A 20,366-nucleotide genomic window follows, 5' to 3' on the forward strand; every position below is an offset into this window, starting at 1 on the left:
TCTAAATCGCGTCCTCCAGTTCGAGTTTCGGTCGGATGCCGAGAGCGATCATCTCGTCGAGCAGCAGCTTGAACGCGTAGCTGACCTCCAGCTCGTGGATGTCGTCCTCGTCGCCCGTCACCGGGTCGTACACGCGGCGCTGCTCGCGGTCCTCGACGGCGACGAGCCCGGTCTCGGCGGAGACGTGGACCGTCTCGGCGTCCGAGGACTCCAGCAGTCGCTCGTTGAGCACCATCGACGCGCCGTGGCCGATGATCGTGTCGCGCTCCATCTCCCCGACGCGCAGGCCGCCCTCGCGGGCCCGCCCCTCGGTCGGCTGGCGCGTGAGCACCTGGACCGGCCCGCGCGAGCGGGCGTGGAGCTTGTTCGACACCATGTGGTACAGCTTGTGGTAGAAGATCGTCCCGACGAAGATCTCGGCGTCGATCTTCTCGCCGGTGACGCCGGAGTACATCACTTCCTTGCCGGAGGACTTGAACCCGTGCTCCTCTAACTGCTCGCGGAGCTCCTCCTCGTCTTCGCCCTGGAACGGCGTGCCGTCGACCCGGGAGCCGCGGAGCGAGCCGACCTTGCCGCCGAGCATCTCCAGCACGTGGCCGACCGTCATCCGCGACGGCAGCGCGTGCGGGTTCATCACGAGGTCGGGAACGACCCCCTCCTCGGTGAAGGGCATGTCCTCCTGGGGCGCGAGGTGGCCCACGACGCCCTTCTGTCCGTGTCGGGACGCGAACTTGTCGCCCAGCTCGGGGACGCGCTGGTCGCGCACCTTCACCTTCGAGAGCTTGGAGCCGTCCTCGCCCTCCATCAGCGTCACCGTGTCGACGACGCCCGACTCGCCCGAGCGCATCGTCACCGAGGTCTCGCGGCGCTTCTGCGGGGAGAGCCCGCCCATGTCGTCGGGCTCTTCGAGGAAGCGCGGCGGGCTGGTCTTGCCGAGCAGGACCGAGGACTCGTCTACCTTCGTCTCGGGGTTGACGAGGCCGTCCTCGTCGAGGTGGGTGTACGCGTCCTCGCCGCGGGCGCCGCGCACGTCCTGTTCTGGGATCTCGAAGCGGTCCTCCTGACCGCCGGGGTAGCGGCGCTCCTCGCCCTCGTACGTCCGGAAGAAGTGCGAGCGGGTGAGCGCGCGGTCGACGGAGCCCTGGTTCATCACCAGCGCGTCCTCGATGTTGAACCCCTCGTAGGACATCACGGCGACGACGAAGTTCTGCGCCGCCGGCCGCTTGTCGAAGCTGATCTGGTCGGAGGTCTGCGTCTTCACCATCGCCAGCTGCGGGTAGTGGAGGAGGTGCTGGCGCGTGTCCGGCCGGATGCGGTAGTTCGCCGAGGGGAGCCCGAGCGACTGCTTCATCATCCCCGCGCCCATCGTAATCCGGGGCGAGGCGTTGTGCTCGGGGTAGGGGATCATCCCCGCGCCGATGCCGAAGACGAGCTGCGGGTCGATCTCGAGGTGCGTGTGGTCCTCGGTCACGTCCTCCTCGTCGACGGCGACGAGGATGTCCTCCTCCTCCTCCGCGTCGATGAACTCGACGTAGCCGCGCTCGACGAGGTCCTCGAACTCGACGTCGCCGCGTTCGAGCGCCTCGATCTCCTCGTCGCCGAGGAGCGGCTCGCCGTTCTCGACGACGATGAGCGGACGCCGCGCCCGCCCCGCGTCGGCGTTGACGATGACCTCGCGGGTCCGGTCTTTCACCGAGACGTTCACCATCTCCGAGACGTCGCCGCGGCGGCGCGCCTCGCGGATCTGTTCCGCGAGCTCCTGGGGGTTCTCGTGGGTGCCCACGAGGCTCCCGTTGACGTACACCTTCGCTTCGCGTTCTGCTTGTGCCATGTTAGTCGTCCGCCGTCTGTCGTTCGACGCCCTCGATGCCGGGGATCCCCTCGACACCCATCGACGCCAGTTCTCGTTTGAGTCCCTGTTCGTCCTCGACCGTCTGCGACAGCTCCATCGCCTGCGCGAAGTTCTTCACGAGCCCGCAGTTCGGCCCCTCCGGCGTCTCGGAGGGGCAGATGCGACCCCACTGGGTCGCGTGGAGGTCCCGCGCCTCGAAGTGCGGCTGCGACCGCGACAGCGGCGAGCGCAGGCGCCGGAGGTGCGAGAGCACGCCCATGTAGTCCGTCCGGTCGACGAGCTGGGAGACGCCCGAGCGGCCGCCGACCCAGTTGCCGGTCGCGATCGGGTGTTCGAGCCGCTCGGTCAGCACGTCGGACCGGACGACCGTGTTGACGGTGAGCTGCCGGTTCCGCATGTTGGCGCGTTCGAGCTGGTACTTCACGTCGCGCGCCAGCTTGTTCAGGGCGGTCCGGAACAGGTCGCGCATCAGGTCGCCGGAGACCTTCAGGCGCTTGTTCGCGTAGTGGTCCTTGTCGTCGGCCTCCCGGCGGTCTAAGGCGAGTTCGAAGCACGCCTCGGCCATCCGGCAGAGGTAGTACGCCTTGTTGATGCGGACGTCCTCCTCGTCGACGCCCTCCTCGTGGAGGTGCGGGAGGAGGTAGCGGTCGATGACGTAGTTCGCCCGCTTGAGCTGGTAGTTCTTCCCCTGGCCGCTCGCGACGCGCTCGCCGAGGGTCTCGATGGCCTCCTCGGTCGTCTGGACGTCGGCCTCCTCCAGATTCTCCAGCATGAACTTCACGATCTCGGGGTCGTCCGAGACGCGGTGGACGATCTCCTCGTCGGATTCGAGTCCGAGCGCCCGGACGAGCGTCACGAAGTCGATGGAGCCGGAGACGGAGGGGAACGACACTTCGAGCAGCCCCTCGCGGTTGCGCTCGCAGAGGACCAGCGCGCGGTAGCCGCGGCGCTGGGAGAACGTCTTGGCGACCTGGATCTCGTCGCCGTACTTCGAGTCGTACTCCGCGAGGATCTTGTTCGGCGCCAGGTCCTCCGAGGTCATCAGCACGCGCTCGGAGCCGTTGACGATGAAGTAGCCGCCGGGGTCGACGGGGTCCTCGCCGATGTCGATGAGCTCCTCGTCGGAGAAGCCCGCCATGTTACACTTGTTCGAGCCGACCATGATCGGCATCCGGCCGACCTTGGTCTCGGTCGTGTCGACGACCTCCTCGGGCTCGTCCTCGCCGCCGCGCACGATGGACATCTCCATGAACACGGGCGCCGAGTAGGTGATGTTGCGGAGCCGCGCCTCCTGGGGGTAGAGCAGCTCCTCGGAGCCGTCGGCCTCGCGGACGCGCGGGGTGACCATCCGCACGTCGCCGAGCTCGACGTAGACGGGCTCCTGGCCCTCCTTGTCGCCGATGTCCGTCTCGATCGTCTCCTTCTCGTCGACCACTTCCTGCATGCCGCGGTCCAGGAAGTTGTTGAACGAGCGGAAGTGGTGTTCTGCGAGCCGTTCGTCCGAGAAGTACTCGCGTGAAACCACGCGTCGATCTTGCCTGTTCATGAGACGACCAGTCGGTACACGACCGCCTCGTCGGTCGTGCGGGAGTCGCGAACGATCTTCACCACGTCGCCGACCTCGGCTTCGTCGGGGAGCGCGGGATCCGTGCGTTTGATCTTCGGTAAGTTCGTTTTCTTCACGTCGTACTCCGCCAGGACCTCCTCGACCTCCTCGGGGTCGTCGAGGAGAACGTGGTCCGGGACGAGTTCGTGTTGGCTTACGTCTACCATGGGTGCTGGTGGTGGGGAGAAGCTATCACGAGATACTACAGGTACGTATATACGCCAGCGGCATAAGAGTTACCAAGCGCTGCCGCGCGCGGCTCACGGACCGAGGGCGTTCGACACTCTCACGCACGCGAGGTCGACACAAAAGGATACCGGCCGCGGCCCCGACCGCGCCCCTCGGCGTCCCGGCTCGGACGTCCCGATTCCCTGTCACCGACCCGCACTCCCGTCAGGGATGACAAGCCTTATTTGCCAGACAGGGATACGAACTGATGCGACAAGCCCGGATGGTGTAGTGGCCCATCATACGACCCTGTCACGGTCGTGACGCGGGTTCAAATCCCGCTCCGGGCGTCCCCTCTTTCGGGGCGCTGTCGCTGTTTGCCCGGATGGTGTAGTGGCCCATCATACGACCCTGTCACGGTCGTGACGCGGGTTCAAATCCCGCTCCGGGCGTTCCTGTCGACGCCGACTACGAGCGAGGAGCGCCAGCGACGAGCGAGTCCGGCGTCGACGAACGCAGACTGAAGGGATTTGAACCAGGGAGTGGAGCGAGCGGTGCGAGGCGCGAGCGAAGTGAGCGCCTCGAAAAGCGAGCGGAAAGACTGAGGTACAAATCCCGCTCCGGGCGCTTCTGCTGCCGCAACAACGAACGAGGAGCGCTAGCGACGAGCGCGTCCGGCGGCGGTTCCGATCCCGAGCTACAGCCCCAGTGCCGCCCGGAGGTCGTCGACGAGCGTTTCCGTCTTCTCGTCCGGCTCCTCGTCGGTGTCGACGGGCGTCCGCCCGTCGTACGTCTCGTGGACCATGGAGACCCCCTCGGCGAGCGTGTCGAGACCGTAGCCGCCCTCCAGCACGTACGCGTCGGCGGCGCCGACGTCGTCGGCGAGCGTCCGGATCCGGTCGGTCAACAGCGCGTACCCCTCCGAGGAGACGCGCATCCGCGAGATTGGATCGTGGCGGTGCGCGTCGAACCCGGCCGAGACGATCAGCAGGTCGGGGTCGAACCGGTCGACGGCGGGCGCGATCCCCTCGTCGACCGCGTACAGGTAGTCGGCGTCGCCGGCGCCGGCCGCCAGCGGGAGGTTCGCGGTGGTCCCCTCGCCGTCCCCCTCGCCGGTCTCGTCGAGGTCGCCCGTGTCCGGGTACAGCCCGTCCTCGTGGATCGACGCGTAGAACACGTCGCCGCGGTCGTAGAAGATGTCCTGCGTGCCGTTCCCGTGGTGGACGTCCCAGTCGAAGATCGCGACGCGGTCCGCGAGGTCCTCGTCGAGCGCGGTCTGGGCCGCGACCGCGGCGTTGTTGAAGAAGCAGAACCCCATCGCGTCGTCGGTGACGGCGTGGTGGCCCGGCGGGCGGCCGATCGCGAACGGCGTCCGTCGGCCGGTCGACCCGTCGAGCGCCTCGCGGGCGGCCCACTGGGCGAGTCCGGCGGAGCTGAGCGCGGCGTCCCACGTCCCGTCGCTGGCGACGGTGTCGGGGTCCCAGCTCCCGCCGCCGTCCGCGACGAACGACTCCAGTTCGTCGACGTAGTCCGGGTCGTGGACCGCCGTGACCGCCGCCTTCTCGGCGGGGTCCGCCTCGACGTACTCGACGCCGTGTCGCTTCGCGAGGCCGCGGCGGATCGCGCGGAGCCGGTCCGGGTTCTCCGGGTGTCGCTCGCCGGTGTCGTGGTCGAGACACCGCTCGCTGTAGCCGAACCGCATCTACTCGAACAACGCGAAGTACGTCTCGATATCCTCGGCCTGTACCGTTCGCCGGTCCGCGTGGCGGGCCAGCGTCGCGGCCGCGCTCGCGACGTTGTCGGCGTAGTCCTCCAGAATATCGGCCAGCGCGACCCGCGCGTCGACGCCGACCCGGTATCGGTCGTCGATCCGGAGCCGAGCGATCCGGTCGATCGGCGCGACCGGCAGCGTGAGGTCCTCCCGGCTGACGACCTGCTCGACGCCGAAGTCCGCGGCCATCAGCGTCTTCCGGCCGTCCGCGGTCGCCCGCTCTGCCGCGTCGACGGCCAGCACCGCGCCGTGGGACTGGATCCGTCGCGCGAGCTCCTCGGCGGCGTCCGCGCTGACGCGGAGTTCCCCCGCGTTCCGCCGGATGATCCCGTCGACCGGCGCGAACGGCAACTCGACACTCATACACACAGTCGCGTCCGTGTATCGTATAACGCTTTCCGTTACCCGCGTCCCCGCCGGATCCGGACGGGGACCGTCGGGGCCGGAAGACGCGTCCGCCTCAGAACACGTCGTCCGCGTCGATGGTCCCGTCGCGCTCCGGCCCGCGGACGGTTATCTCCTCGCCGAGCCGGAGGCTGGCGTCGGTCTCGACCGTCTTCGTCCGCTGGCCGTCGTCGAGGACGACCGGGTCGCCGGTCTGGACGACGGTCCCGGTGAACTCCACGTCCTCGCTCGCCCGCTCCGCCGTCGCGGCCGCGGCGCCGCCGCTCGCGCTTCCCGCCTCGTCCTCGCCGCCCTCGCCGGCGACGGCCTCCGCGGCCGCCTTCTGTCCGTCCTCGGCGAAGGCGCCGAGACCGGTCTCGTCCGCGCCGCGGTCGCCGTCTCCCGCGGTCCCGTCGCTCCCGGCGGAGCCGGAGCCGGACGCCCCGCCAGCGACGCCGGCCGCAGCGTCGCTCCCCTCGTCGAGGACCGAGACCGTCGACCGCCAGTTCGCGGACGCCTCCAAGTCGTCCTGCCAGCCGTCCTGGATCTCGACGTCGGTGAAGACGACGCGGTCGGCCAGTTCGATCTCGCGGTCGGCCTTATCGCCCCACAGCGCGACGCGGATCTCGCCCGTCTCGTCTTTGATCCGGACGTTCCGGACCTGCCCCTCGCTGCCGTCGTCGCGGTCGAACGTCCGCTTCGGGTCGGTCTCGATGACGCCGCCGCCGATGTCGACCGTCTCGCCGATTTCCAGGTCGGCGACGTCGGTCGTCTCCGGGACGTACTCGACGTCCTCGTCGACGCGTTCGACCGTGCCGCGGTCGCCGACGTGGAGCTCTAAGTCGCCGTCGCGCTCGCGGACGTAGCCGTCGCCGACCTCGACGACCTCGCCCGCCTCGAACTCCTCGGCGAGGTCGGCCTTGTCGTCCCACAGCGTGACGCGGACGCGGCCCGTTTCGTCGCCGACCGTGAGGTTCGCCACGCGCCCCTCGCTGCCGTCGTCGCGGTCGAACGTCCGGATCGAGTCGGTGTCGAGCACCTGCCCGACGAGGTCGACGTCGGACGCGCCGAGCGTGAGGTCCTCGACGCGGTAGGTGTCGAGCACCTGCACGTCGACCTCGGCGTCCTCGTCCGGCTCGACCTTGTCCGCGCTCACTTCGAGCCCGCTGTACCCCTCCTTCGGGCGGCCCATGACGCGGAGCACCTGCCCGACCTCCAGTTCCTCCTCGGCCGCCGCGGCCATGTCGTCCCACAGCGCGACCCGGACGGAGCCGGAGGCGTCCGCGACGTCGACGTTGCACACGCGGCCCTCGTCGGCCTCCTCGTCGTCGCGCTCGAAGGTCTTGACCTCGCCGATGGCGGTCACCTTCCCGAGGAACTTCACCTCGTTCATCCCCGGTTCGATGTCGGCGATGGTGTCCGCCTCCTCGTCGCGCAGCTCGTGCGCGATGAGCATCGCGGCGGTCTCCTCGTCCGCGAGCCCGCCCATCTGCTCGACCTTGTCCTCGACGGCGGCCTCGAACTCCTCGAACTCGACGTCGGTGTCGAGGTCCTCGTACACCTCCTCTATGGCTCCCATACTCGTTCCTCCGTGGTCGGCGAGGTCACGCATAAGCGTTGCCGTCGGTCCGGGCTCGCGCCGGCGCCCGTCCGATCTGCGGAGCGACCGGTTCGGGTCGCGGTCGCGGCTCGAAGGCGTCTCATAGAGGCGCATGGGGCCCGTCGGTACAAAAGGTGTTCATCCCGCGCCGCGAGTGCGCGTTCGTCTACTCCACCTTCGTCCCGCACCGCGTGCGTGCGGACCGGACGCACGGGACCCGCGGACCGTAACCGTCTTAAGTTCTACCGCGGTACGTGGAGATGAGTCCTGGTAGGGTAGTGGACTATCCTCTTGGCTTGCGGAGCCAGGGACCGGAGTTCAAATCTCCGTCAGGACGTTTTCGGACACACAAAACGGCGAGCGTAGCGAGCCGTGCGTGTGTCCGAAAACTCCGCGGAGATTTGAGCAGGAAAGTCGCAGCGGCCGAGCGAAGCGAGGCCGACCGTCTTTCCGAGTTCAAATCTCCGTCAGGACGTTCACTTTGCGGCTGTCTCACTTCGTTCGACAGCCGCTGCGCTCACGTCCTGACGTGCCTCACGCTCGCTTCGCTCGCGTGAGACTCCGTCAGGACGTTTTCGGACACGGCAGTTGAACCTATGCGGCGGCGTGTGCCTGCGAGCGGCCGCCATCGGCGGGCGCGAGGAGCACGCGCGAGGGAGTCGGTCGCCGAGCGGAGCGACGGCGACCGACGAGGCTGGGGAGGTGTGAGGCGCGGTGCTGTGCGGGGCGGGAATCGAAGGGGCAGTCGCGAGGGCGTCGCAGGCGACGAAAGCACCGCAACGAGGGAGCGAACGAAGTGAGCGACAGAGTGAGGAGCACAGCGAGCGTGCGACGCCCTCGCGACTGGGGCTTCGGTGGTGTTCGCCGCACCGTTGTCAGAAGTTTCCAAACAGTTCACCGGGGATCCACAGGTCCCGGTCCTTCCTCCGCGGACGGACCGAACCGGACACACTCTATCCTAGTCGTGCGGGTGGAAGCGCTCCATCGCGCGGCGGACCGCGTCGGTGTCGCCGATGAACGTCACGTGGTCGCCGATTTCGAGGACGGTGTCCGCGGAGGGGACGTGGTTCTCGCCGTCGCGGCTGACGACGGCGACGAAGGTGCCGTCGGGGATCCGCGCGTTGAGGTCGCGGATGCTCTTGCCCGCGAGCTCCGCCGAGGTCACCTCGACCTCCTGGACGTCGTGGCTGTCGCCGAGCTCGTTCATCCAGTGGGTGAGCGCGGGGCGCTCGATCTCGTCGTCGATGGCGACCGCGGTCGCCGTCGAGGCGTCGATACCGGTGACGCCGATGCTGTCGAAGGCGTCGACGTTGTCCGGGTCGTTCACCCGCGAGTACACCGAGGCGACGTCGAACTTAGTGATCGCGAGCTGGCACGCGAGGAGGTTGATGTCGTCGTCGCTCGTCGTCGTGATGAACCGCTTGGCGTCCTCGATGCGGGCGCCGCGCAGCGCCTCCGTGTCGCTGCCGTCCCCCTCGTAGACGGTGTACCCCTCCGATCGCGCGCGCTGGGCGACGTCCGGGTCCGACTCGACGACGACGACGTACTCGCCCCTGTTCTCCAGTCGCGTGGCGAGCGCCTGGCCGACCCGGCCCCCGCCGATGATTATCGTGCGCATTGGTGACACTCCGAGGAACTCACCGATCTGCCGCGCGAGCCCCGCCTCGACGAGGACCGTCGCGAAGATGACCGCGAACACCGTGCCGACGAGCAGTTCGCCGGCGGCGACGCTGCCCGCCAGCTCCAGTTCGATGGCGAACAGCGTCGCCACGCTCGCCGGGATTATCCCCCGCGGCCCGACGCTCGCGATGAAGAGCCGCTCGGGCCGGGTGAACCGCTCGACGCCGACGGTCGCGAGGAAGGCCCCCAGCGGCCGGAGGACGAGCATGATGACGGCGACGAGCGCGACCACGCCGAGGCCGAGCCCCGCGATCGCCTCGACGTCGATCAGCGCCGCCAGCGAGATGAACACGAAGGACAAGACGATCGTGGTGGTGTTTTCCGCGAACTTCTCTATCTCCTCGCGGTTGTCGATCCCGAGGTTCCCGAGGAGGATCCCGCTCGTCGCCGCCGCCGCGATGCCCGCCTCCGCGGCGACGGCCTCGGCGGCCGCGAACGACCCGATCGCGGCCGACAACACGAGGAACTGCGAGGCCTGCACGTCGCGTTCGGGGACGAGGTCGCTCTCCAGCAGCGCGTAGATAATGACGGTGGCGAGCAGCCCGGCGGCGACGCCGACCCCGAACCGCTGGAGGAAGGACAGCACCGTCGCGGGGACGCCGAGGTCGTCGAGCAGCAGCGTCTCGAAGATGACGACCGCGACGATCGCGGCCGTCACGTCGTTGACGATCCCCTCGGTCTCCAGCGCGGTCGCGACGTGGTCCCGCACCCGGACCACGTTGAGGATCGGCGTGATGACGGTCGGCCCGGTCGCCACCAGCAGCGCGCCGATCAGCAGCGCGATCTCCCACGTGCCGTCCGTGAACGCGCGGACCGCCGCCGCGGTGCCGAGGAACATCACGAGGGCGCTGACGGTCACCAGCCGGAGCGACACCGTCGACGCGCGTCGGATCCGGTCGATACGGAGCGCGAACGCCCCCTCGAAGACGATGATCGCCACGCTGAGTCCGACGATTATCTCCAGTCCGTCACCGAACGTCTCCAGCGTGACCAGCCCCAGCAGCTCGGGTCCCAACACCACCCCGATCGCGAGGTAGAAGATGACGCTCGGCACCCGGAGCCGGTGAGCGAGCAGCTGGACCGCGAGCCCCGACACGAGTATCACCGCGATCACCGGCAGCAGGCTACTGGACACGTCCACCGTTGATACGCCCCCGTCCACCCTTAGTGTACTGGTGGGCGCGCCGGTCGACCGAATCGGCGCGACGTGTGACCGCCGAACGAGACAGATGACTGCCGAACGAGACATTGGTTCCCACACACGAGCAACTATTAACTCGGTTCCGTCACTCGGTGAAGGTACGCCCGGTCGGTCCCCCACCGCCGGGTCGAACCCATGACCGTCCGCAGCCCCATCCCGACGTTCGCCCCCCGCCGGAGCGTCCGGAAACGGGCCCGCGGACCGGTCGCCGCTCTCCTCGGCGCCGTCGCCGCGTGACCCCGACGCGGGGGCGGCCCGCTCGTCCGCCGTGACGAGCGCCGTCTTCTCCCGAACGCTCCGAGACCCCGCTTCGCCGTCAGTGGCCCGCCGCGCGCGGGCAGAGGCGGCCGAACCGACACCCCGCGAGGCGGACGCCTCGCACCGCACCCACGATCCGACGATGAACGCAGACCGATCCCCCTCCAGACGCACCGACCGTCCCGACCACCCCGACTACCCCGACCCGAACGCGGGCCCGCACCCGTCCGAACCGCTCCCGTCGCGCGGCGCGATGATCGCCTTCGCGGCGCTGCCGGCCGCGACGGTCGTCGCCCTCTCGTTCCCGGCCGCTGCCGCGGTCGCGCTGGCGGCCCTCTGCGGCGCCGTCGCCGGCGCGGCGCTCGGCCGGCGGTACCCGAGCGCGGTCGACCGGACGCTGAGTCTTCCGAACGACGACGCCGGCGTCGGCGAGGTCTGATCCGCCGGCCGCGGCGGCGCTTCGCTCCCCGCTGACGTTTCGCTCCCGCCGACGTTCCGCCCTCCCTTGAGTTTCCGTCTCCCGACGCCGCCGCCGTGATTCCGGTCGCGGCGACTCGGACGTCGCGTTCGCGTAACTCGGCATTTATCAGTCGCCGTCGCCGACCGCGAGGCGTGACCGATCCCGACGACGGCCCGGACCGAGACGCGCGGCCGTCCGCGTCCGTCGCGATCACCGCGGGCGCCGCGCTGTTCAACGAGGGGAGGTTCCGCGCGGCGCGGGACGTCTGGGACGCGGAGGGGCGACCCTCCGCCGACGTCGACCGCGACGGCACTCCCGAGCGACTGCTCCGGGGGCTGGCCGCGACCGCGGCGGCGACGCACCGCGCGAGCGACGGCGACGGACCCGGGGCGGCGGAGCGCGCGGACGACGCCGTCGCGGCCCTAGAGGACGTCTCCGATCCGCGGGGAGTCGCGCTGGGTCCCGTCCGGGGGTGGGCGGAGCGACTCGCTTCGGCCCCGGGAGACGCGGACGCGGCGGCCGCGCCGCGGGTCCGGATCGACGACGAGACGCCGGACTTCGACGTCCTGTCGCTCGCCGCGACCGGGCTCGCGGTCCCGGCGCTGGCGAGGGCTGGCGAGCCGGGCGACCCGGCTGCGCTCGCGAGAGCGGCGGACTTCGCCCGCGAGGAGCGCGGGACGGGACGGACCGAGTTCGCCGAACTGCTGTTCGCGTACCTCCGGACGCCGGACGCGCGGCCGCAGGTGGCCGCTCGGCTGGGCGATCACGTCGAGCGCGAGGCGAGGAAGCGGCGCGACGTCGACGGGCTGTTCTGAGCGTGGGGCCGATCAGGCGTCGTCCGGGTCGGCGGGGAAGTTGGGTTCGGCGGGCGACTCCGGGGCGGGCCGATCGGCGTCCGACGCGAACGAGTCCTCGCCGTAGCGACCGCCGTTCGTCTCGGTGTCGCGGTCGGACTTGGGTTTGCCCTCGAAGGTGTAGTCGGCGGAGTTATCGGCGGGGTCGTAGCCGAGCGCCTCGCGGGCGCGCTCGATGGAGTAGTACCGGCGGTCGTTGTTCGAGATGCCGTAGACGACCTCGTAGCCGTACTCCGCGCGGAGGCAGCGGTCGAACAGGTGCGCGCAGTCGCGGTGGGAGAGCCACATCGCCTGCCCGCGCTCGTACTCCCGCGGCGGGTGGTCCTTCGTGAGGTTGCCGATGCGGACGCAGACGACGCTCATGCCGAACTCGTCGTGGTAGAAGCGCCCGAGGGACTCGCCGGCCGCCTTCGAGACGCCGTAGAGGTTGCCGGGGCGGGGGAGCTCGCTGCCGTCGAGCCGGTAGTCGTCCTCGGGGCGGTACAGGTCCGGAGTCCGCTCGTCCGTCTCGTAGCCGCCGACGGCGTGGTTCGAGGAGGCGAACGCGAACTTCTCGACGCCCGCCTCGGCGGCCGCGCGCATCACGACCTGCGTCCCGTCGATGTTGTTCCGGAGGACGGAGTCCCACGGCGCCGTCTTCCGCGGGTCGCCGGCGAGGTGGATCACCGCGCCGACGTCGGCGACCGCCTCGCGGACGGCGCGCTCGTCGGTGATGTCGGCGACGTACCGGTCGGCGTCGGTGACCCCGTCGGGCACCTTCGCGGCCGGGAGCGGCTCGCGGTCGAGGAGCCGCCAGTCGTAGTCGTCGCCGAGACCGCGGAGGATGGCCTGCCCCACCCGTCCGCCGGCGCCCGTCAGGAGGACCGGCTCGTCCATTCGACTCTACGTGGGCGGGAGAACGGCATATATGACACGGTTCGACCGGTGGGACCGAATCCGGGGCCGGAGAAGCGGGACGGCGGCGGGAAAGGCGGGTCGAAACCGCCGATGGTCGGTGCTACAGCTTCTTTCGCGATACCTTCACGCCGGTGGGGGTGACGATGATCTGGTCGTCGCCCTTCTGGACGATGTCGCCGTCGACCTCCTGAACTACCTGGCGGAGCTCGTCGTAGACGTGTTCTATCGTCCGGTCCGACGTGGAGTGGCGGGTGATGTCCGCGATGACGAAGTCGCCGTCGTAGACGGCGTCTTTGATCGGGATGACGTCGCTCTGGTCGCCGATCTCGGCGAAGTGTACCTGCGTGCCCGTCTCCGCGTGCGCGTCGGCGAAGTCGTCCGTGTCGAGCTCGACGTAATCGTCGACGGAGCGGCTCCCACTCCCGCCGAGGATCTTGCTCATGATGCCCATACACACCACACGACGAGGTTAGACATTAGTTCTTACGTCAGACGCACCCGCGTCCGTCCCGCACCGCGGTCAGTCGAGCCGCTCCTGCCACTCTTGGACCCGCGAGAGCAGCTCCACCGGCGGAGTCTCCGCGACGTCGACGTCGCTCAGCTCCTCGATCACGGCGCGGGTCTCGGGGTCGAGCCGGTCGGCTTCGGCGGCCCCCGCGGTTTCGCCGGAGGGCGCCGGTTTCGACTCGGCGCCCGCCCCGTTGCGACCCGCCCCGAGGTCGGGGGCGTCCGCCGCCGTCCCCTCGTCGCCGTCGCCGCCCTCCGCGAACGACCCGGACGAGAGGTCGAACACGACCTGCCGCGTGTCCCCCGCGCCGCCGCCCGGAACCTCGCCGGCGCCGTCTCCCCCGCTTCGCGAGCCGCGGGCCTCGATCGCCTTCTCTTCCCGGAGCCGGTCGAGGACCTCGTCCGCGCGGGAGACGACGGGGTCCGGGACGCCCGCGAGGTCGGCGACGTGGACGCCGTACGAGCGGTTCGTCGGACCGTCGCGGACGGTACGGAGGAACGTCACCTCGCCGTCGCGCTCGTCGACGGCGACGTGGACGTTCGCGACGCGCGGGAGGTGGTCCGCGAGCGTCGTCAGCTCGTGGTAGTGGGTGGCGAAGAGGGTGCGCGCGCGCACCTCGTTGTGGAGGTACTCCGTCGCGGCCCACGCGATGGAGATGCCGTCGTAGGTGGCGGTGCCGCGGCCGACCTCGTCGAGGATGACCAGCGAGTCCTCCGTCGCCGAGTGGAGGATGTTTGACAGCTCCTGCATCTCGACCATGAACGTCGACCGGCCCTGCGCCAGCTCGTCGAGCGCGCCGACGCGGGTGTAGATGCCGTCGACGAGCCCCACCTCGGCGGCGCGAGCGGGGACGAACGAGCCCGCCTGCGCGAGCAGCTGGATCAGCGCGGCCTGGCGCATGTACGTCGACTTCCCGCTCATGTTCGGCCCGGTGACGATCAGGAAGCCGCGCTCGGCGTCGAGCCGGAGGTCGTTCGGGACGAAGTCGGTCGTCCCCTCGACGACGGGGTGGCGCCCGGCCTCGACGTCGAGCCGACGCTCGTCGGTCAGCTCCGGGCGCGTCCAGTCGCGGCGGGCGGCGTGGGTCGCGAGCGAGGCGAGCGCGTCGAGCTCCGCGACCGCCCGCCCGGCGTCCTGAAGCAGCTCGGCGCGCTCGGCGACGCGCTCGCGCAGCTCCTCGAACAGCTCGTACTCCAAGTCGCCGCGCGCCTCCTCCAGGCGGAGGACCTCCCGCTCCTTCTCCGCTAACTCGTCGGTGACGAACCGCTTCGAGTTCTTCAGCGTCTTGATCTCGCGGTAGCCCTCGGGCACCTGGTCGGCGACCGACTTCCCGACCTGGATGTAGTAGCCGTCCGTCTTGTTGCGGTCGACGGTGACGTGGCTGAGCCCGTGCTTCCGCTTCTCGTGCTCGGCGAGCCCGTCGAGCCACGATTTTACCGATTCGTGGCGCTCGATCAGCTCGTCGAGCTCCTCGTCGTACCCCTCCTTCAGCAGTCCGCCGCCCGTCTTCGCCTTCGGCGGGTCCTCCGCGAGCGCCTCGGCGAGCTCCTCGCGCAGGTCGGCCGCGCGCTCGCGGTCGACGCGGTCGAGCACGGCCGCGGCGGGCGAGTCGGCGAGCGCGGTCCCCCCTATCGCGTCGGCGAGGTCCGGGAGCAGCGCGAGCGTGTCGCGGACCGAGAGGAGTTCGCGCGCGCCCGCGCTCCCGCTCGTCGTCCGCGCAGCGAGCCGTTCGAGGTCGTACGCGTCGCCGAGCACCTCCCGGATCCGGTCGCGCGCGAGCGCCGCGGACGCCAGCGCCTCGACCGCGTCGAGCCGGTCGGCGAGCGTCTCGCGGTCCCGGCGCGGGCGGGTGAGCCACTCTCGGAGCAGCCGGCCGCCGGCGGCCGTGACCGTGTGGTCGACCGTGTCGAACAGCGAGCCGTCGGCGTCGCCTCGCATCGTCTCCGTGATCTCCAGGTTGCGCTGCGTGGTCGCGTCGACGTCGACCCGGTCGTCGGCGCCGTAGGCGGTGAGGCGGGTCATCGAGGCGAGCACGCCCGCGCCCGTCTCCTCGACGTACGAGAGGACCGCGCCCGCGGCCCGGACCGCGAGATCCGAGTCGAGCCCGACGCTGTCGGTCGTCTCCCGGCCGAACTGCTCGCGCACGGCGTGTCTCGCGCGACCCGTCGCGAACGCCTCCGCGTCGAACGCCGTCACGCGCCCCGAGAGGTCCTCGCGGACCGCCCCGAGGAGGTCGTCGTCGTTACGGACCTGGGGCCCCGGCAGGACCTCCGCCGGGTCGAACCGGTACAGCTCGGCGCGTAAGTCGCCGCCGTCGTCGACCGCCGTGGCGAGGAACCGCCCCGTGGTGACGTCGGCGAACGCGAGTCCGTAGGGGCCGTCGGCGTCGGAATCGCCCCCCTCCTCGCGCACCACGGCCGCGAGGTAGCGCGCGTCGTCGTCGCTCGTCTCCAGGACCGTGCCCGGCGTGACGACGCGGACGACCTCGCGGGCGTGGTCGCCGTCGTCGGTCTCGTACTGGTCGGCGACCGCGACCCGGTAGCCGCGCTCGACGAGGGCGTTCACGTACGGGGTCAGCTCCGACAGCGGCACGCCCGCCATCGGGTACGACGAGCCGTGAGAGGACTTCTGCGAGATCGAGAGATCGAGCTCGTCCGCGACTAACTCCGCGTCGTCCGCGAAGAACTCGTAGAAGTCGCCGCACTGCATCGCGAGGACGTCCGCGTCCGTCTCCGCCTTGAGATCGAGGAACTCCCCGACGATCCCCGTTGCCATATGTCCGTACTCCCGCCGTGTGAGGGTAAAACCCTGCGGGTGTCGGGCCGAGCCGGAACTACCCGACCCGGTTGCGGCGCGTCACCGTTCGGTGGACCAGACCGGAGACGCCGAACACGAGCGCGAAAAGCGTCGCGTACGCGTACCCCGAGACCGCGCCGAACGGGACGGTGCCGACCCACGCCGCCGTCGCCAGCAGCCCGCACACGACCGCGAGCCCGACGTAGTACTCGCCCCAGAGGATCTCGTTGTCCGAGACGATCTCCAGGTACACCTCCAGCTGCCGGCTCTCCTCGGTGAGCGAGACCAGTCCCCGGTCGGACTCGTAGTCGATGAAGCCGCTGGCGGCCAGCTTCGGGAGGTGTGACTGGTGAAGCGCCGTGTACACTCGCTTGCGCTGCTTGTACGTCACTTCGGGGATCTCGAGGTCGTTCTCCCACGCCGCCAGCTGCTCGGCGATGTCGCGGACGCGCGCCTCGGTGCCGTTAGCCTTCAGATACTTGATCACGTTCCGACGTCGTCGGTTGCTCAGGGCCGTGAACACCTCGTCGCGCGACGGACTCTCCGCGTCGGCGGGCGAGGGCTCGTCCGACCCAATGAGTTGCGGTGTCATGACTCACCCATTTGAATTGAGAACGCATTGTCCTGACATTACATATCACTTTCTATTAATACAGCAGTAGCGGCGGTCGCAATAAATTTCGGGTCGAAAAAGACACAAAAACTATTTTGGAGCCCATATAATGGATATTTATAAATGGATATTCTATCGGGAAAAGATTTTGTCAATAAAATTATTTTTCTATGACAATCAGATCGGGATGAGACCCGCGGCGTCGGTGGCTGATCCGCGGCAGCAGTAGGGGGCGCACGCGGCGGTAGGCGGCGCATACATACGCGGATAGGCGCCGTTCGAGCGGTATGAACGCGTCACGAAACACGATCACCGATCGCCTCCGACGACCCGCGCGCGTCGCCGTCGACCGACTCCGACAGCCCGAGTACACCGGAGAGAACCGCTGTCTCCCCTGTACGATCGTCAACGTCGGGATCGCGGCGGTCGGGGCGACCGCGGTGGCCGCAGTCGGTGCGCCGCTCCTCGGCGCGGCCGGGTTCGGCGCCGCGCTCGCAGCGATCTGGCTTCGCGGCTACCTGGTACCGGGTACGCCCGAACTCACGAGGCGGTACCTCCCCGAGCGCGTCCTCGCGCTGTTCGGGAAAACGCCCGGTTCGAGGGTGACAGCCGCCCGTCAGTCGGGCGAGGTCGATCCGGAGACGTACCTGCTCGACGCCGACGTCCTCGTCGAGACGCCCGCCGGCGACGACTTCGCGTTCGCGCCCGAGTTCGCGTCGGCGTGGCGGGCGGCGGCGACGGGCGAGCCGAGGGACGCTGGCAGCGACGGGAACCGAAGCGACCGCGACGACGTGGCGGCGCTCGCGACGCTCACCGGGATCGACACCGACGAGCTGGCGATCGACTGGTACGAGGGCGTCGGGCTCGCGTACGCGGGCGACGAGAAGATCGGCCACTGGGAGTCGCGCGCGGCGTTCCGGGCGGACGTCGCGGCCGACCGCGTGCTGACGGCGACCCGCGACGACTGGACGACGCTGGCGCTCGCGGACCGCAGCGCGGTGCTCGGCGCGCTCAGGCTGTTCGTCGATGAGTGTCCGAGCTGCGCCGGCGAAGTCGGGCTGGAAGAGCGCGTCGTCGAGTCCTGCTGTTCGAGCTACGACGTGGTCGCCGGACGATGCGCCGGCTGCGACGCGCGGCTGTTCGAGCTGCGGCTGCCGGAGTCGGTCGCGGCCGCCGCCGAGTAGGGGAGGCCGACAGTTCGGATAGGAGAGCGGAGTACGACGGAGAGGGAGTCAGTTTTTCGAGCCCAGTCACCGGAGCCGAAGCTGCCGCAGCACCGAGAAGCGGTTGACCCACAGCTGGACCGCGCTGGCGGCGGCGAAGGCGCCGAGACCGAGGCTGGTCCAGAGGACCGGGTCGACGGCCGACACGAGCGGGACGTCGAGGAGCGCCGCGAGCACGACGAGCAGCGAGCCCACGGCGAGCGCGCGGTAGAGTTCCGACCACGTCGCGCCGCCGGGCGCGAGGACCTCCGTGTAGAGCCGCACGTCGCGCGCGCGGCGAGAGAGCTCGATGGTCTGCGTCTCGCGGTCGTACGCTATCACGCCCGCGTCCGCCAGCTTCGGCAGGTGCGTCTGGACGAGCGACGTGTACACGCTCTCGCGACAGCGCTTCGGCGGGGGCGTCTCGCCCGTCTCGCGGCCCGCGACGAGCGTCGACAGCTCGTTGACCGAGACCGTCCCGCCGACGGCGCCGAGCTGTTCGATGGCGCGCCGTCGGCGCTCGTTCGCGAGGATGGTATACACCTGTTCGGCCGGAAGTACGTCGTTGCGGAGTTTCATGGAGTGGGATCCGGGCGGCCGCGCTCGGCGGCACCCGAGTTCTGTCGTCCACTGCGTCGGACGGAGGTATATGTATGCGCTCGCTACCCGGGGAAGCGGCCGATCGAGGGAAGAGGGTACGAGCAGCTTGTCGGATCCGACACGTCGAGTACGGTTCTCGTACCGGGTTCGGGGGCGACAGTACGGAACGCCGGCGGGCGAGATCGCTTCCGGTAGGACCACCGAACCGTCCGTCGAACGAGACCGTTGACCGGTTTCGTGAGACGTTCTACCGGCTGGAATCGTCCGTTCGACGGTGACGTGGGAACGCGTAACTAGGTGGGTGTCCCTCGGAGGAGGAAGTAACCGATTCGGTCAGCCCATCGCGGACGGGGGGCGAGTCGGGGGAGAAACCATGAGCCAAGACACAAACGACAAAATCGGACTCTCGCGGCGCAAGGTGCTGGCCGGCCTCGGCGCGGTCGGCGTGGCCTCCGCGGGCGCGGGACTCGGCACCACGGCGTACTTCAACGACACGGAGACGTTCGAGGGCAACACGCTCACCGCGGGCGAGCTGGACCTGAAGCTGGACTACAAGTCGACGTACCTCGGCGGTCCCGGGCGTCTCGAAGACGTCCAGTCGATGGGCTACCCGGACGCCGAGGAGCTCGGCGACGGGCGGTACCTGCTCGATCAGGCGCCCAGCCCCGCGGACATGCAGGCGTGGGAGGACCTTGTTACGGGAGAGGAGTTCGATTTCTGTTCGCCCGAGGCGGACGAGTTCCTCGTCAACGGTGACGGGATCCCGGTGTTCACGCTTGACGACGTGAAGCCCGGCGACTCCGGCGAGGTCACGATCAGTATCCACATCTGTGACAACCCCGCGTTCCTCTACCTCGCGGGCGAGCTGTCCCAGGCGGAGAACGGGCAGTCCGAGCCCGAGGCGGACGAGGACGACACGCCCGGGCAAGGCGATCTCGCCGACGCAATCGAGGTCTGCGTCTGGTACGACGAGGACTGCGACAACGTGTACGAGCCCACGGGCACGGGCCAGCAGCAGGAGCTGGAAGTCGCCTTAGTCAGCGACGTCTCCGGCTCGATGAGCGGTTCGATCGACGACCTCCAGGCCGCCGCGAACGGGTTCGTCGACAACCTCTCTGCCCCGGACGAGGCCGCCGCGATCTCGTTCAACAGCTCCGCGTCGCTCGACCAAGAGCTGACCACGAACTACCAGGCCGTCAAGGACGCCATCAACGCCTACAGCGACGGTGGCGGCACGAGCATCGACCTAGGTATCGACGTTGGTGCGGACGAGCTCCTCAACGGGAGCAACGCCACCCCCGGCGCCTCGAAAGTGATGATCCTGCTGAGCGACGGGAACTCCAGCGCCAGCGCCGCGAACGCCGCGGCGGACGCCGCGAAGAACGCGGGCATCCGCATCTTCACGATCGCACTCGGGAGCGCGAACACCTCGCTGCTCCAGAGCCTCGCGAGTTCGCCAGACGACGCTTTCGTCGCGCCCGACCCGTCCGACCTCGACACCGTCTACGCCGAGATCGCCCAGATCGTCCTCGCGGGCGAACAGAAGATCCTCTCGGGCACGATGAGCGAGGTCTTCGCGGAGCTGGCCGACGGCGAGGCGCTCGACGGCAACCGCCAGGAGGAGGGTCGGCAGCCGTACCCCGGCGCGACCACCCAGTGTATCGGTTTCGAGTGGACGCTCCCGGCGGAGGTCGGCAACGAGATCCAGACCGACTCCGTGAGCTTCGATCTCGCCGTCTACGCCGAGCAGTCGCGGCACAACGACAATCCCCAGGTGGCGTTCAACGGGACCGACGTGAACAGCACCAGCCCCGGTCCCGCACCCAACGGCACCGGCAACATGAGCGGTCAGAACTAGCTCCTCGGAGCGACGCGGCCCCGGACGACGAGACACGTCCGGTTCCCGGCTCGGCGCC

At 69.5% G+C, this 20,366-nt stretch carries 16 protein-coding genes and 3 tRNA genes; 7 read left to right on the forward strand and 12 right to left on the reverse strand.

Annotated elements, in window-relative coordinates; genetic code table 11:
* Nucleotide 1 precedes the first annotated feature (1 nt).
* From rpoB to CPZ01_RS07370, 3 genes are read right to left on the reverse strand one after another with little or no spacing between them, the layout of a single operon-like run.
* Nucleotides 2-1,831, reverse strand: a complete 1,830-nt coding sequence (rpoB, locus tag CPZ01_RS07360; RefSeq protein WP_096394132.1) for a DNA-directed RNA polymerase subunit B — start codon at nt 1,829-1,831, stop codon at nt 2-4.
* 1 nt (nt 1,832) lies between these two features.
* Nucleotides 1,833-3,398 carry a DNA-directed RNA polymerase subunit B'' gene (locus CPZ01_RS07365; RefSeq protein ID WP_096394133.1) on the reverse strand — a complete coding sequence of 522 codons (1,566 nt, stop codon included), beginning with the start codon at nt 3,396-3,398 and terminating at the stop codon, nt 1,833-1,835.
* Nucleotides 3,395-3,625 (reverse strand): DNA-directed RNA polymerase subunit H, encoded by a 231-nt coding sequence (locus CPZ01_RS07370; RefSeq protein ID WP_004599097.1) that lies wholly within the window; start codon nt 3,623-3,625, stop codon nt 3,395-3,397. The genes CPZ01_RS07365 and CPZ01_RS07370 overlap by 4 nt, the downstream gene beginning before the upstream one ends.
* 278 nt (nt 3,626-3,903) lie before the next feature.
* On the opposite strand from CPZ01_RS07370, the gene CPZ01_RS07375 reads away from it, so the two are divergent.
* A tRNA-Asp gene (locus CPZ01_RS07375) sits at nt 3,904-3,976 on the forward strand.
* 29 nt (nt 3,977-4,005) lie between these two features.
* Nucleotides 4,006-4,078: transfer RNA gene (locus tag CPZ01_RS07380), tRNA-Asp, on the forward strand.
* A 245-nt stretch (nt 4,079-4,323) separates the two neighbouring features.
* On the opposite strand, the gene CPZ01_RS07385 is transcribed toward CPZ01_RS07380, so the two are convergent.
* The 3 genes from CPZ01_RS07385 to CPZ01_RS07395 form a co-directional block, all read right to left on the reverse strand.
* Nucleotides 4,324-5,328: a histone deacetylase family protein gene (locus tag CPZ01_RS07385; RefSeq protein WP_096394134.1), complete on the reverse strand. Its 1,005-nt coding sequence runs from the start codon at nt 5,326-5,328 to the stop codon at nt 4,324-4,326.
* Entirely contained in the window at nt 5,329-5,760 is a 432-nt protein-coding gene (locus CPZ01_RS07390) for a histone family protein (RefSeq protein ID WP_096394135.1), read from the reverse strand. It lies immediately after the preceding gene.
* Nucleotides 5,761-5,857: 97 nt separating this feature from the next.
* Nucleotides 5,858-7,360 (reverse strand): single-stranded DNA binding protein, encoded by a 1,503-nt coding sequence (locus CPZ01_RS07395; protein ID WP_172863942.1) that lies wholly within the window; start codon nt 7,358-7,360, stop codon nt 5,858-5,860.
* Nucleotides 7,361-7,645: 285 nt separating this feature from the next.
* On the opposite strand from CPZ01_RS07395, the gene CPZ01_RS07400 reads away from it, so the two are divergent.
* Nucleotides 7,646-7,718, forward strand: a tRNA-Arg gene (locus tag CPZ01_RS07400).
* Nucleotides 7,719-8,339: 621 nt separating this feature from the next.
* On the opposite strand, the gene CPZ01_RS07405 is transcribed toward CPZ01_RS07400, so the two are convergent.
* The gene (locus CPZ01_RS07405) at nt 8,340-10,175 is read right to left on the reverse strand and encodes a cation:proton antiporter (RefSeq protein ID WP_096396183.1); all 1,836 of its coding nucleotides are present in this window, start codon (nt 10,173-10,175) and stop codon (nt 8,340-8,342) included.
* A 487-nt stretch (nt 10,176-10,662) separates the two neighbouring features.
* Between CPZ01_RS07405 and CPZ01_RS15610 the strand changes: the two genes are divergently transcribed.
* Together CPZ01_RS15610 and CPZ01_RS07415 are read left to right on the forward strand one after the other, a co-directional pair.
* Nucleotides 10,663-10,959 (forward strand): hypothetical protein, encoded by a 297-nt coding sequence (locus tag CPZ01_RS15610; RefSeq protein ID WP_231899156.1) that lies wholly within the window; start codon nt 10,663-10,665, stop codon nt 10,957-10,959.
* Between the two features lie 173 nt (nt 10,960-11,132).
* On the forward strand, nt 11,133-11,795 hold the full coding sequence (locus CPZ01_RS07415; RefSeq protein WP_096394136.1) for a hypothetical protein: 663 nt from the start codon (nt 11,133-11,135) through the stop codon (nt 11,793-11,795).
* Between the two features lie 12 nt (nt 11,796-11,807).
* On the opposite strand, the gene azf is transcribed toward CPZ01_RS07415, so the two are convergent.
* From azf to CPZ01_RS07435, 4 genes are all read right to left on the reverse strand, one after another.
* Nucleotides 11,808-12,710 (reverse strand): NAD-dependent glucose-6-phosphate dehydrogenase Azf, encoded by a 903-nt coding sequence (gene azf, locus CPZ01_RS07420; RefSeq protein WP_096394137.1) that lies wholly within the window; start codon nt 12,708-12,710, stop codon nt 11,808-11,810.
* A gap of 121 nt (nt 12,711-12,831) precedes the next feature.
* Nucleotides 12,832-13,182 carry a cell division protein SepF gene (locus tag CPZ01_RS07425; protein ID WP_096394138.1) on the reverse strand — a complete coding sequence of 117 codons (351 nt, stop codon included), beginning with the start codon at nt 13,180-13,182 and terminating at the stop codon, nt 12,832-12,834.
* Nucleotides 13,183-13,251: 69 nt separating this feature from the next.
* Nucleotides 13,252-16,014: a DNA mismatch repair protein MutS gene (gene mutS, locus CPZ01_RS07430; protein WP_096394139.1), complete on the reverse strand. Its 2,763-nt coding sequence runs from the start codon at nt 16,012-16,014 to the stop codon at nt 13,252-13,254.
* 58 nt (nt 16,015-16,072) lie between these two features.
* On the reverse strand, nt 16,073-16,627 hold the full coding sequence (locus CPZ01_RS07435; RefSeq protein ID WP_096394140.1) for a DUF7344 domain-containing protein: 555 nt from the start codon (nt 16,625-16,627) through the stop codon (nt 16,073-16,075).
* A gap of 308 nt (nt 16,628-16,935) precedes the next feature.
* On the opposite strand from CPZ01_RS07435, the gene CPZ01_RS07440 reads away from it, so the two are divergent.
* On the forward strand, nt 16,936-17,832 hold the full coding sequence (locus CPZ01_RS07440) for a hypothetical protein (protein ID WP_096394141.1): 897 nt from the start codon (nt 16,936-16,938) through the stop codon (nt 17,830-17,832).
* Nucleotides 17,833-17,898: 66 nt separating this feature from the next.
* Here the strand turns inward: CPZ01_RS07440 and CPZ01_RS07445 are convergent, their stop codons facing one another.
* Nucleotides 17,899-18,429, reverse strand: coding sequence for a DUF7344 domain-containing protein (locus tag CPZ01_RS07445; RefSeq protein ID WP_096394142.1), 531 nt, complete (start codon nt 18,427-18,429; stop codon nt 17,899-17,901).
* Between the two features lie 394 nt (nt 18,430-18,823).
* On the opposite strand from CPZ01_RS07445, the gene CPZ01_RS07450 reads away from it, so the two are divergent.
* On the forward strand, nt 18,824-20,308 hold the full coding sequence (locus CPZ01_RS07450; protein WP_096394143.1) for a vWA domain-containing protein: 1,485 nt from the start codon (nt 18,824-18,826) through the stop codon (nt 20,306-20,308).
* Nucleotides 20,309-20,366: the final 58 nt, after the last annotated feature.

It is taken from the genome of Halorubrum trapanicum (genome assembly GCF_002355655.1).
Classification (GTDB): Archaea; Halobacteriota; Halobacteria; order Halobacteriales; family Haloferacaceae; genus Halorubrum; species Halorubrum trapanicum_A.

What these genes read in the sequence shown, in the direction of transcription:
- rpoB (WP_096394132.1), bottom strand. Translation starts at nt 1,831, where the DNA reads ATGGCACAAGCAGAACGCGAAGCGAAGGTGTACGTCAACGGGAGCCTC.
- CPZ01_RS07365 (WP_096394133.1), bottom strand. Translation starts at nt 3,398, where the DNA reads ATGAACAGGCAAGATCGACGCGTGGTTTCACGCGAGTACTTCTCGGAC.
- CPZ01_RS07370 (WP_004599097.1), bottom strand. Translation starts at nt 3,625, where the DNA reads ATGGTAGACGTAAGCCAACACGAACTCGTCCCGGACCACGTTCTCCTC.
- CPZ01_RS07385 (WP_096394134.1), bottom strand. Translation starts at nt 5,328, where the DNA reads ATGCGGTTCGGCTACAGCGAGCGGTGTCTCGACCACGACACCGGCGAG.
- CPZ01_RS07390 (WP_096394135.1), bottom strand. Translation starts at nt 5,760, where the DNA reads ATGAGTGTCGAGTTGCCGTTCGCGCCGGTCGACGGGATCATCCGGCGG.
- CPZ01_RS07395 (WP_172863942.1), bottom strand. Translation starts at nt 7,360, where the DNA reads ATGGGAGCCATAGAGGAGGTGTACGAGGACCTCGACACCGACGTCGAG.
- CPZ01_RS15610 (WP_231899156.1), top strand. Translation starts at nt 10,663, where the DNA reads ATGAACGCAGACCGATCCCCCTCCAGACGCACCGACCGTCCCGACCAC.
- azf (WP_096394137.1), bottom strand. Translation starts at nt 12,710, where the DNA reads ATGGACGAGCCGGTCCTCCTGACGGGCGCCGGCGGACGGGTGGGGCAG.
- CPZ01_RS07425 (WP_096394138.1), bottom strand. Translation starts at nt 13,182, where the DNA reads ATGGGCATCATGAGCAAGATCCTCGGCGGGAGTGGGAGCCGCTCCGTC.
- mutS (WP_096394139.1), bottom strand. Translation starts at nt 16,014, where the DNA reads ATGGCAACGGGGATCGTCGGGGAGTTCCTCGATCTCAAGGCGGAGACG.
- CPZ01_RS07435 (WP_096394140.1), bottom strand. Translation starts at nt 16,627, where the DNA reads ATGACACCGCAACTCATTGGGTCGGACGAGCCCTCGCCCGCCGACGCG.
- CPZ01_RS07440 (WP_096394141.1), top strand. Translation starts at nt 16,936, where the DNA reads ATGAACGCGTCACGAAACACGATCACCGATCGCCTCCGACGACCCGCG.
- CPZ01_RS07445 (WP_096394142.1), bottom strand. Translation starts at nt 18,429, where the DNA reads ATGAAACTCCGCAACGACGTACTTCCGGCCGAACAGGTGTATACCATC.
- CPZ01_RS07450 (WP_096394143.1), top strand. Translation starts at nt 18,824, where the DNA reads ATGAGCCAAGACACAAACGACAAAATCGGACTCTCGCGGCGCAAGGTG.